This window comes from Gammaproteobacteria bacterium (assembly GCA_003696665.1).
GTDB lineage: Bacteria > Pseudomonadota > Gammaproteobacteria > Enterobacterales.
On sequence record RFGJ01000249.1, the window covers coordinates 1 to 11,979 of the forward strand.

Consider the following 11,979-nt stretch of genomic DNA (forward strand, 5'->3'; position numbering starts at 1 on the left):
CCTTCTGTCACTGGCTCCGGTTGGGCGATCGCCCCTTCTGTCACTGGCTCCGGTTGGGCGACGGGTTCGGGTTCTGCCTCCGGCTGCAACCGGGCGATCGCCTCTTCTGTCACTGGCTCCGGTTGGGCGACGGGTTCGGGTTCTGCCTCCGGCTGCAACTGGGCGATCGCCTCCATCTCCGACCGTTCGTAAGCAATCAACTCTAGCTCCGCCTCGATGCGCCTCTCTTCAGCTTCCAGTTCAGGATCGTCGCTCAAAATCAGCGAACGCTCTAGACCCAAGATCGCATCCTGCGTCACTTCCACATGAGGCACATCCGGTGCTGGCAATGATTCCAACTCCTGAGCCTCGACATTAATCGGAACAAAATCATCAGGAAGACTCTCCATTGAAGGGAGTTCCTGCCCTACAATCTTTCGGGCGATCGACCGTGATTCGGTCGCGTACAATCCCCTATAAGACTCAAGCATGTACTTCAAGGTTTCTTCAACCCTGTCTGCGCTAACAGAGGCAAACATGGCGCTTGCGCCTGAGACAAAATCAACACCCATTTTCCCAAGCAGCTTTTCATCAAGAAAGTATTTCCCGCCCCTGCCCTTTGCCTTATCAGTCTCAAGTTGAAGCCCTCCCCCATAAGAGCAACGAACTGTTAATGCACCATCGAAAGACTTGAGAAACGCCATATTGCGAGTCTCGTCGAAAAACCGCCGAACGTGATCAATTGATGAAAGCTTCACAGGCTGCTTTTCCAGGGCTTTTTCAATGTCGAACCCCTTCGGCATCAAGATTCCCTGGCGCACATTGCCATAAGAATCTTTGAAGTTGATGAGTTTTCCCTTGAACTTCTCATAGCCACGAATCACGTTGCCTGTAAAGATTTGCCTTTCCTCACGAGCCAACCCCTGACGTATATCAAAAAGGTCATAGATGTCGTTGCCATCGTGATCAAAATTCCTCGCTTCGATTTGATACCCCTTCTCTCCACTAGGATCGATCTTCGTAAACGGGACTGTCACTTGCCGTGCAGAGTCAGCAATTTGGATCTGAAGCTTCCAGGTCGAAGGCGAAACAGGGCTGCCTTTTCCACTAGACTTATGAACGACTTTCTCGACAACACCGTAATAAACGCTCTTATCCAAAGCGTTCACGACTCTAACTGCTTGCCCCAACGGAAAGGCCTCTAGATTGCTGATGACGGTTGTCTGCTGGCGACCTACTCGCTGCGACATATCAGCAACTTTTGTACTTACCTCTTCCTCCAGGCTTGCGCGAATTTTTGACAACTCAGCTTCCAGATCAATCTGTTTTGTTGGATCTCCGCCTTCCTCGGATTCTTGAAGTTTGCCAATCTTCTTCTGGAGCCGCTTGCGCTCGCGCTCCATCTGACGCTCAACCCAACGAGCTTGACCATCTCGATAGTCTTTTAGAAATTCAGAGGTTTTTCCCCTAACATCATCACGCAACAAGGCCAGCGCAAACCTGGACTCTCTTGCTAAATCATCAGGTCGATGATCGAAAAGATCTTCAACCAACGGCATCTCAAGTTCTTTGCGAAGTCGATTGACAACCTCTAGCTGAGTTAGCGGTTTTCGGAGGGATTTCGCATCAACAACTTCTAGATAGACAGCACCTCCCATCGGACTGTCAATACCCTGTTTTGGAGGCAACACCTCCATCCTGGCAATCGTTTTGGCATCCAAGTCCAGCGTTTCCGCTTTCAAAATATTGTTGCCAAGTGCGGATTCTCGCTCTACGAGTTCCTTGTACTCAGTAATAATCAAGTCGTAAAGTTCCTCCTGCTCCTTGAGTGGCAGCAGCGGAATCCTCCCCGTAACCTTGGCGATCGCATTCTCAACTACAAAAACCTCGCCATCACGATTCTGTTTCAATCCCTCTTTCAAGGGATATCCAAGCCGCGCATTCAAATCTTCTCGCTCAAACAGCAATTCGCAGATCACTCGATCGCCATATTCATTCATGAAGTCAACTGAATCGGCGAGGTTGAATCCGCTATCCGGCGCAGCCGAAGTGTTGGCATTCAGAGATGCCAGCTTCTTCATCAAAATCGCTGTAGGTCGTCGCTCGGCGGGGATATTTGCCGCAGCCAGTGTGAACCTTGGTAGAACAACCTGTCCCGTGCGGTGAACCCGCCCTAGCATCTGCATGAACAGGTTAATATCTGCCTCCGGCTGTGCGATGATCATGTGTCGCGGGCGCTGATCCACAAACCGCTCCGAAGCATGAATGCTTAGACCTGTAGACCCTGAACGATTCAGAATAATTGCGTCCAGGTCGCCACTGTTAAAGCCATCAACAACCTCCCGCTTCGCGTTAGGATTTCGTTCCTTGTCTCCCCTGACTTGGTAGAGCAGCCGACCGTCATCGGTGTACTCAACTCGGTCTGACCGTCCAGTTATCTCCCCAGTAGAATAATTTTCCTGTTCTAGGCGATGACGAATGTAGTCAATAGGAGAGATGGGCATTCCGTCCCAATTGGTTGTATTAATCAATTCCTCAATCTCTCGGTAAAGCTCCGCCGCATCATCTCCGAGTTCCTCATCCGTTAGAGGTCGTCGCTCCGGTTTCTCAGCAAAAGCAGTCCTAATCGTGACATCCCGACTCCGCTCCAGATATCGACGAATGACATCCCCGAAGGAAATGGGGATTTCCTCTCCTACCTCAACCCCCTGTTCATCCGCCTCCCTGCCGATGAGAGAACCCATTGTGTTAGACAGAGCGATTACAGGCTTTTCTCCGTTTCGCAAGGCTTGCAATGCCTCCTGAACAACGGACTCAGCTTTGAGGGCAAGCAACGCCTGTCCTATGAGGTTGTGCATGATGCTAGTGAAGTTTGCACTTTGCGCCCCGGCATTCCCCGTCGAGCCGTCTTGCTTGAGGCGTGAGCCAGTACTCTTGGCCTCCAAGTCGAGAGCCTTAACCCCTTCAGCCTTCAGTTCGTCAAATTGCATGATCATTTGAAGTAGCTCAGATAGCCTCTCTGCCGTTGGGAGACCCACTTCAACCGATCGCGCATCAAATCGAACTCCCTCATAGCTCCGCTCCCTGCGAATATACTGCCCAGAGCGAGTTAGCGACGAGGCCAGCATTTGCTGAAGAGGCACGCCACCAGACTTCACCATGTCCACGAAGCTTGATGAATCATCCAGGGCATGACGCATTTCTGTTCGCTCGGAGTAGAGCGTCATCGTGTACGGGTTCTTGGCATAAGTGGCAGAGGAAAACACCACTCCACCAGCAGTACGAACCAGGAAGCGAGTAAAATCAGCCCGATTCATCAGCGCCCTGTCCGAATCGAACATCTGTTGTTCTGTGCCGCCCGCATTGTGACTTTCGTCGAAAATAAACAGCGCGTTAGGCGCAATTGAGGACAGGAACTCTCTACGGTCAGTAGTCTTTCCTCTGACCGTTTGCAACTGACTGTAGGTCGTGAAAACGATGCTATAATCCTCTCCTAGTCCACCTGTCATTCCAACTTGACGTGCAACTTCTCTCATCAAGTTTCCATGTTTTTTCGCATCCTTGTTTGTCCTGAAAATCGTGCCGTCTGGCAGCCTCAATTCAAACCCAGTGTTTGTGAATAGAGGTCTGATATCGTTCACTCCAACATCTCTTAGATCTTGGATAAATGCGCTATACAGTGCAGAATCATATGTGCAAAAAACGAGTGTTTTAACATTGCCCCCCAGATTCACATTGCCTTTCATGAAGGCTTTCGCAATTGTGGCAAGCTGGATTCCTTTACCAATTCCGGTTTGGTCGCCCAAAATGAACGCATCACCCCGTTCAAGATTGCTAATAGCAAGCGAAACTGCGTCCACCTGTTCAGCCATAAGCTGAACATTCATGTCGCTCAGTCCAGCCTTGGCATCGATAAACCTATCCAATGACCCAACTTGCTTTTCAAGTTTGGATAATGAAGCTTTAACCGGAGTTGCCATGTTCACAGGCAAAAGCGTCCCACCAGTCCGCATCTTGCTTTGAGGAGAATAAGGAACCTGAGATTTCATCGCCTCGACTGCCGCCGACTCTTCCGCCATCGCTACACCTACCTGCTGAATAGAAGATTGTTGTGAAACTTGTTGCAAAACAGAACCTAATCGTGATCGGGCCCTATCGTCACCACCTTCATCGATATCAACCACTCTTCCAGAGACGTTTCTAGGATCAACTCTCGAACTCCCTCCGCCTCCTCCGCCTCCAAGGGAATCAGAGGGAAATTGAATAGATCCCTCGGTGGATACTCTCTCATCCCCAGGGAGTCCAGGGCCTCGTGAAAGTCTGAGAAATCTTGAACCATTACGCCCGCCCACTGCATCGGACTGTCCTCCAGGTAGAGATTCCCCATCCTTAAGAAGCTGTTGGTGATCGCCTCGATCTCCCGGAGAACCTGCTCTTTCGGGGTCTTTGCCAGTTCCTCCAGTTCCTCGTCCCACACCTCGTCCCACACCTCCTCCAACTCCTTGATCCGCTCGTCGATCATCCACTCCAGCCGGAGTGCCAGCAGATTCAGGTATTCGTTCATCGTGCTGATCGACCCCTGGCTGTCGGGCAGCAGCACGGCCGTTAGCTGCCTCGTCCAACTCTCCCTCGTAGCCCACGCCCTGCTTCTTTCTGGATATGGAACGTACTGCATTTGGCAATATCTCCCGTTTTAGGTCTTCAAATGAGCGGTAAACCTTGGGCAACCGGGCCGCAGGGAGTTCCAACTTAGAACGACCTCGACCATCAATTACCACCACGTCCACTGGGTACGTCGTGCCCTGTCGGGCGTACAAATCCCCAGACAGTGTGAAGTGCTGGGTGACGTTGTAGTTCTGGTAAAGACTAAGCCAGAAACGTACTGTCATCAGCCCGTTGTAGCTTTCTGATGAAGCTTTTTCATTGCCCATCTTCTGAGCCATCGGCGCACCCAGAATCAAAACCGCCCGGCCGTCGTCCTTCATTGACTGGAGGGCGTGAAGGGCGATCGCATGGTCAATCTGTGACGTGGTGTACGCCGGAGTGTTGCTACCACCTTGAACAGTCCATGAGCGATTTTTCAACTCACCGTTATCTTGCCGTTGCCGCACAGACCCAAATGGCGGGTTCATGACGACGACATCCACCTGTTCCGGGGGAAGGTAAATAGAACCATCTGATTGAGCAACCTGATAGCCTCTCGCCTTTAACTCCTCGACTCGATCCGGATTGATCTCGTTGGCATACACCGTGCCTGGAGTAGCTTCAATCAGAAGCGCTCCGTGCCCCGCCGCAGGCTCGTAGACACTCTGCCCTGGCTGAATGCCCGCCAAAACAGAGGCAAGATAAGCAATGGGGATAGGAGTGCTGTAAGCCTGATTTTTAATGCTGGTGCTTGTGCGAGTGGATAGATTAGGCTGGCGGCTGTATATATCCACCAAGAGATCGAAGGCTTCATGAGTCGTTTCGGCGGACTCCAGGACGACCAAGGCTGCACGGACGACACCGCGCTCGATCGCCTCCTCAACCTCTTTTGCCAAAACGTTGCCCGACCGAATTCCGTCCCCGCCAAACCCGCCAATCTGCTCAACAAATTTTCGCGCCTGAACGATCGAGTCAAACTTCCCACCTTCAATAAGATGGGCGGCAACAGCATCGACAATTTCTTGGGTCTTCTGGATGTCCATTTTCTAGCTAAACAGCAACAGGCGAGACAGATGAAATTCTCTCCATCTCTGCAACCATTAAGTTGATAACTGGTGTCCCTCTCTCTAAGCGGTAGACCACCCTTTTGTCCCAGTGAATTTCCAAGATTTCCGGTATCCCAGAAACAGGCTCATTCAACTCAATACACCCATCCACGACTCGCACCAACTCAACGCCATCATGAAAAATCTGCACCAAGCAAGGCTCTGAAAAGCTAGCGCTCTGAATATTCCCCTTATCCTGAGACATAACTGATACCCACCAACTGCTAAGCAAAATCCTCCGTGACCCAACGAACCTAACCAACACGAAACCTAACGCTGAGATGCAACCGATTCTTTCTTCTGAGATGCTTTCGCCCTTGCCGCCGAATGAGCCTTTGCAAAGGCCTTCCCGGCATTGATTAGGGACTGTACATCTGGTTCCTCTAATCGGCTCCTGACGGCTTGACCAATCTGCTCAAACACCTTTTCTGGCTGCCGATCCGGTTCATTCTTGAAAACCTGTATCGCTCCAGAATCCCGCTCAGACACAAACTTAAAGCGCTCTCCAGTGAAGACCTTTCCCTTGACAGTCTCCACGGCTGCATTCGTTTTCAACATCATTTGAGCAACAGCGGATACCTGCCGCTGCTTGAAAGCCTCAAGTCGCTGCCTTGTACCCGCTGGAGCTAGATTGCCCAGCGCCGTTGTCAACTGCTGAAGCCCCTCCCCGGTCGCGCCAGCCAAGGCAGCCATGCGATCGCGGGTCAATTCACCGCCAGCCCGTACAAAACTAACTTGATCTGCAAAGCTCATTCTGCCTTGCACATCTTTTGGGCCAGTCAACCTGTCGTACTTGAAAGACAAAATCTCCTGCCCGTTACGATCCTCAACGTGATATTGATTCAGCCCTTTGACCCTAACCGTGAACTCCTCAGCCCTGTAAACAAACTGATTATTGGCATCGACCTCGCCGAACTCTTTGGTTAAGGCAACAACAGAATCAGCAATAGCGCGTTCTTTCACGTCTTGCCCCATCTGCTGCACCTTCCCCCACAATGACCGAACAAACTCGCTTCCCTTTTCTGGAAGCTGCTGGACAAGCCCTGACTCTCGAACCTCTTCAAACCGGGACATGAGCCATTCCCGTGCAGGTTCTTTCAGAGAATCATGCAGTTCCACCAGTGCGATCGCCGCCGCAGGCACCTTATCCGCTGCTTCATCAAGGATCTGCACTACAGGCTCAGGCAAGATTTGTTTATTCTTTTCGACCGTTTCAGCGATATTGCCTGCGGCAATCGACATAGCCTCGCCCACCCGCGCCTTGACCCCGCCCACTACTTCGCCCACTACTTCCTGTACTCGCGCCTGGATGTGAGTTACGCCACCAGAAATATTACTGACTCCACTGGAAACGCCTTCACGTTCCACTACTGGCTCCGGCTCCACCACTGGTGTAGCCGCTGTCTGCCCAGTAATGTCTTGGTCTTGCGCCGCCACAGGTTCCACAGATACAGGTTCCTTAACAGGTTCTTCAACGCGCACAGTGAAGGGGTTGAAACTGTCAATTTCCACCTGTTTCGCCTTGCCGGAGTAGCGAAAAATGCGATCGCTCCCCAAGTCAATATTGATTGTATTGGATGGATTTTTCTGCTCTGGCTCAACACCCGCAGCACGAAGAAAGCTCTTTACAGGCATAAAACTGTAATCAGGATATTCAAATTCTTCTGGAGAGTAGAAAAGCTCGTAGGCAGCGGCAATGTCATCAGCATACTCATCGTATACATCGGATATAGGCAGGTCTTTTAATTGCTGAAAGTTCGCAACCAGGCGACTTGCCATCACCGACTGCATCACAGGATCAGACCGTGACTCGGAAACAGAAAGAACCTGACTGAGTGAGGCAATTTGTGACTCACTCAACCTATCGGATACCACAGACAAAGAGCCGTCTTGAATCACGCCCTTAAAAGCTACATCTTTCCCTATCTGAATCCGAACAACCTCCCCATCCCGCGCAGCAAGATCAATTCCACCGAGAACCATTCGGTCTTGTAGCTGCTGAATAAAATCAACCGAGTTCATGCCTTCAACACCTCCAAGAAATCTACAGAATCTACACGCACCACAATTTCGAGAATCAGCCCTGGTTCAACTCGTAAACCTTCCAATCTAAGGGACGACTTTCATTCGGCAATCGATTCAAAAAAAGATGACCTCTGGCTTTAACCAACAAAAGCTCCCCGTCCCCATAGATAAAAATAAATAGCGGACTGTAATTGGGGTCAAAAAAACGCTGCTCTACGACACTCTTCCCTTCTTGTCTCAAAACGCGAATGCCGTCAAAATAAATTTCCATGTGGCCGGGTTCATACTCCGGCTCCTTTGGATCTTTCCCCAGAGCATCTTGCAGTTGTCTTGCGACATCGGGAAATCTCTCTGAAAATTCCGATGCCACACTTTTCAAGCTGTTCATTACCGCCCTCCTCTGTCTACTTGTTGTTTTACTGTTTTTGACTTGTCTTCTTGTTGGCGCGATCGCCCACCCGTTGTTTGTTGAAGGGTGTTAAACATTTGATCGAAGTCCTTTTTATGGCGAAAACTATCTGAGAAAGAATGCACTGAGCCGTCTGGAGTCATGGCATAAAGCTTGTCACCAAAAACACTCGAAATTTCAATCGTGCCGTTGTCAGCACGATTGAAATTATATTTTTGACCCCGTACTGAGCTATTGGCTCCCATCACCTGATCTGCGACAATTGCAGCCTTGCAGCCATCTGGAGCAAGCACACCCATTCGATCCAAGTCATCAACAGTTTTTTGTACTCCAGAACGACTTGACGGATCTTTTTCCATCTGCCCCAAGAAAGCGTCTAGCACTTCAGCTTTCTGCTCATCCGTTAGTTCATTTGCTGTCTCGAAAAAGACAAACTCGCCCTCTTTTTCTGGATACTCTTGGAAGCTAAAAACGACATCTCCAGACTCCGCCGATATCACTGAGTAAACAGGCATCCCGGCAGGGTCACAAAGATCGGCAAAAATGGTGTAACCCTCCGCTTTATAATACAGCGATCCTGGCATTATCTCGTCGCCACGATCTATGACACACTTCTTAAAAGCTTCGGCGCAAAGCGTGTCGATATCTCGCTTGTTTTCTTCGGTCAGTCCCTCTTCTTGTTCTTCCTGCTTTTCGCGAAGAAGGCTTAACATCAAATATGTCATCAGTTTCATGACCTCAACTGATGTTTCACCTGTCTTCTCCATGACTTGTAGAGAAGCTTGAGATCCGCTAGAGGCTTCACCTGAACTCAGCATTTACCGCTCCTGCTCCACCGGCTTCTTTTTAATCAACGACTTGCCGAGAACACTTGCTGCGTCATAGCGCCTTGCTAAATCTTGAGCCACAGAGGAGTCTGACCACTGAAACTGCCCTGTAGGAAGACTCCGACCCAACTCTGTGCCCTGCTTATCTTGAATAGCAATACAGCCCGCATCGTCGCGCAAAAACCTGAACTCAGAGCCTTCTTTGAAGGCTGGAGTATCAGCAGCACCACCGAGAATACGATCCGCAAAGGCGAACGCTTTTGCAGACACGTCACCTTGCAGAGCAAGGTGACGTGTCTGCTGCCGAATCTGGTCAGGGGAAAAAAGTTCGGGTTTAGCGGTGGCATCCTTCGCCTGTGGCTGCACCACGTCCTCGTCCTTCGCCTGTGGCTGCACCACGTCCTTGTCCTTCTTTTTTTTATTAACGGCCGTTTTAGGGGCAGATCTAGGGTGAACACTGGCATCCGTCGCCTGTTCCTGAGCATCCGAGTCGCGTGACGATTGCGGCGATCGCGGTCGCGTTAGAGGTTCACGCTTTACCTCGTAATCGTTGCCCTCAAGAATATCGATCGCGTCATCAAGCTGCTCCAGTGGTACTCGCAGCATTGAGTTACCGTTTTGAGCCGTAGAAAGCTCAAGATCTAATTGCTCCGCGACCACCTCCGCAGGCTCTCCGAACAACAACGCCTGCTTGTCGCCAACCTTGACAATGGCTTTATTTGCCAAGGACGGGAGTTCTTGAACGTCAATTTCATACCCCAATCCTTCCAGTGCAGACCGAGCCGCCTCAATCTCGTCCTCGCCCTTGAGTCGCAGCATGGGCAAAGACTGTCCGCGAGAAGAGGGGCGAGTCCATGTCGTCTCTTTGCCCATCAAAGCCGCAGCTTCCTTTGCGGGTTCACCAATAATTACAGCCCCTTGCCCACCAGGAGTCTCGTAAGTAGCAACTCTCGCAGTCAGCTTCAAATCCTTCTGGGACAAGTCAAACCCCTGTGCTTTTAACTGTTTTTTAATCGTCCCGTACTGCTGCTCATCAAACTCAAGTGTTGGGCGACCTCCAGGTGTTTGAAGCAACTCAATACCAAGAGCCTTTGCGACATTTCTAGCAGAGTTATCAAACACATAAAATCGCTCTCCACCATCAGGCAATTCTCTTTGAAAAATCGTTGCCTTCGGTGGATGACTATGCTCAACCATCTTTTCCTCTGTGCGATACCCGCGAGAAGAAAGAAAAGCCGATACTTTAGCCATCTCAGGCTTTTCAAAACTAACCTTTTCCTTGCCGCTATCGGTTTTCTCTAGTGGCAAGGAAAACTGCTGGGCGATCGCCTCCGCCGCTTTTCCGTAGACAGTAACAAGGTCATTGCGATCATTCACATTGAGTGAGACTGTTTGCTTGGGTTCAAGCTGAATGACATCCCACCCCATTTCTTCAAACACTCCAGACAGCGACGGAATATATCGCTCTGGAACGCTAATATAAAGATCACCCGCCTTAGTAAATCCAGCTTTTACACCTTCAATCTCGACATCTGGATGGGTTAACCCAGAAACAACTCCCTTTTCGTTCCTGTCAATCCCCCATCCCATCTCCTTGCAAGCGATCGCCGCTGCATCACCAAAGAGATTCGCGCCGCCATTAAAAAGCTTAAATTCTGCCTTTTTCCTCTCATCAACAACCATCATTAGTCCCTCCACGTTTTTCCAGAAAATCGGTCGTTTCAAGCACTGGTTTCAAGCACTGGAAATTAATTAATACCTACACTGCCCCTAAAACATTCCTGCCAACGTAGACAGGGGATCTGGCGCTGCCTCATCTTGTTTGGGAATAGGGAACTTTGCATCAAATTCCTGCATTCGCCTCCGCACATCTTCCTCGGTTGGCACTCGTTGAAACACCGATGCCCGCTTAATCAATTTCGCTCTCACTTTTTCCCAATTCTTCTCAATCATTTCTGCCAACTCTAGTTCCCACGGAGGCAAGTTCACCTTAATTCTCCTGGGGAGATAAGACATTTCATCATTGGAGTACGCAGGATTAGTCATGTAGCAAGTTCCTGGCGGCAAACAAATGAATTCTTCTGGAGATACCAGCTTTCGCGTTCCGACCTCGATGCTAGTGCTGGTACTGGGCTTTCCACCGCCGCCAGTGCTTCGACTCTTATTCTTTCGTGCAATTTCTTCGTCTCCGAAAAACTTGCTGAAATACTCAGCAGACTCAACCTCACCAGGATTGAAAATGAATTTTGTCGCGCTGCCGCCCATCATAGCCAGCGCCAATTCCTTGCCGTAAATCTTCTCCAACTGGGATTTATTTTGAAACCCCCAAATGCCATTAAAGCCATCACTACGACTCTCGTTTTCCCAGTTTGACCACTGGGGCAAATAGAGTGTCGGCATCTCGTCAACGCAGACATAAAGGGGATCTTTGCGCCCACCCTTGCGGAACAAATTGCGGTTCACCATCATGTGAATTGCAGTCGCCACGATGGGAGAGACAACATCACGAATTTCTCGGTCTAACCCGAAAACAATTAACTGTTTGCCATCGATATCTAGCGGCAACGTTGTGTTACCAATACAGCAAGCTAGAATTTTCGCCATCATCAGGCGAGTGAAGTTTAGTGTTGCAGTACCAATAATGCTGGAGACAGTTTTCTCCGAATCTTTCACCGAGAAGATCTGATCCCATGCCTTGCGAATCCAAGGGTCTAACCCCGATGATTCGGGGAAAAGACGATCGACTAATTGAGGTGCAGCAAGAATGACCTGAGCAGTCATCAGGTCAGCGCTGGGCATTTGCTTGGCCAGCATCATCACAGCCTGCACTAGCTGGTCGCCAGCATTATCGAAAAACGGGTCGCCACTTGCTGTCGCACCCAGTTTGAAATTTTTGTTCATCGTATTTGCCAACTGTCTAGCCAGGGCTGCATCAATCTGAGGATCACCAGTCAAAAAGTCCAGCAGATTGATCACATCACTTTCTGGA

General features: G+C 50.1%; 7 protein-coding genes. All 7 read right to left on the minus strand.

The genetic code is table 11. The annotated features are described in order from the left end of the window. A partial coding sequence (locus tag D6694_07030) for a hypothetical protein (GenBank protein ID RMH43459.1) occupies positions 1-5,666 on the minus strand: 5,666 nt, incomplete at its 3' end. 7 nt (positions 5,667-5,673) lie between these two features. Further along, complete coding sequence (locus tag D6694_07035) at positions 5,674-5,934, minus strand: hypothetical protein (GenBank protein ID RMH43460.1); 261 nt, start codon at positions 5,932-5,934, stop codon at positions 5,674-5,676. 65 nt (positions 5,935-5,999) lie between these two features. Continuing rightward, complete coding sequence (locus tag D6694_07040; GenBank protein RMH43461.1) at positions 6,000-7,751, minus strand: hypothetical protein; 1,752 nt, start codon at positions 7,749-7,751, stop codon at positions 6,000-6,002. A gap of 55 nt (positions 7,752-7,806) precedes the next feature. Continuing rightward, a complete protein-coding gene (locus D6694_07045; GenBank protein RMH43462.1) occupies positions 7,807-8,142 on the minus strand; it encodes a hypothetical protein in 336 nt (111 codons plus the stop codon). Then, a complete protein-coding gene (locus tag D6694_07050; GenBank protein ID RMH43463.1) occupies positions 8,142-8,930 on the minus strand; it encodes a hypothetical protein in 789 nt (262 codons plus the stop codon). The genes D6694_07045 and D6694_07050 overlap by 1 nt, the downstream gene beginning before the upstream one ends. Positions 8,931-8,981: 51 nt before the next feature. Beyond that, entirely contained in the window at positions 8,982-10,676 is a 1,695-nt protein-coding gene (locus D6694_07055; GenBank protein RMH43464.1) for a hypothetical protein, read from the minus strand. An 84-nt stretch (positions 10,677-10,760) separates the two neighbouring features. Beyond that, positions 10,761-11,979, minus strand: a 1,219-nt coding sequence (locus D6694_07060; protein ID RMH43465.1) for a type IV secretory system conjugative DNA transfer family protein, incomplete at its 5' end; no start/stop codon positions are given.

Excerpts from the sequence above, each read along its gene's own strand:
- D6694_07035 (RMH43460.1), bottom strand. The coding sequence starts at position 5,934 with ATGTCTCAGGATAAGGGGAATATTCAGAGCGCTAGCTTTTCAGAGCCT.
- D6694_07040 (RMH43461.1), bottom strand. The coding sequence starts at position 7,751 with ATGAACTCGGTTGATTTTATTCAGCAGCTACAAGACCGAATGGTTCTC.
- D6694_07045 (RMH43462.1), bottom strand. The coding sequence starts at position 8,142 with ATGAACAGCTTGAAAAGTGTGGCATCGGAATTTTCAGAGAGATTTCCC.
- D6694_07050 (RMH43463.1), bottom strand. The coding sequence starts at position 8,930 with ATGGAGAAGACAGGTGAAACATCAGTTGAGGTCATGAAACTGATGACA.
- D6694_07055 (RMH43464.1), bottom strand. The coding sequence starts at position 10,676 with ATGATGGTTGTTGATGAGAGGAAAAAGGCAGAATTTAAGCTTTTTAAT.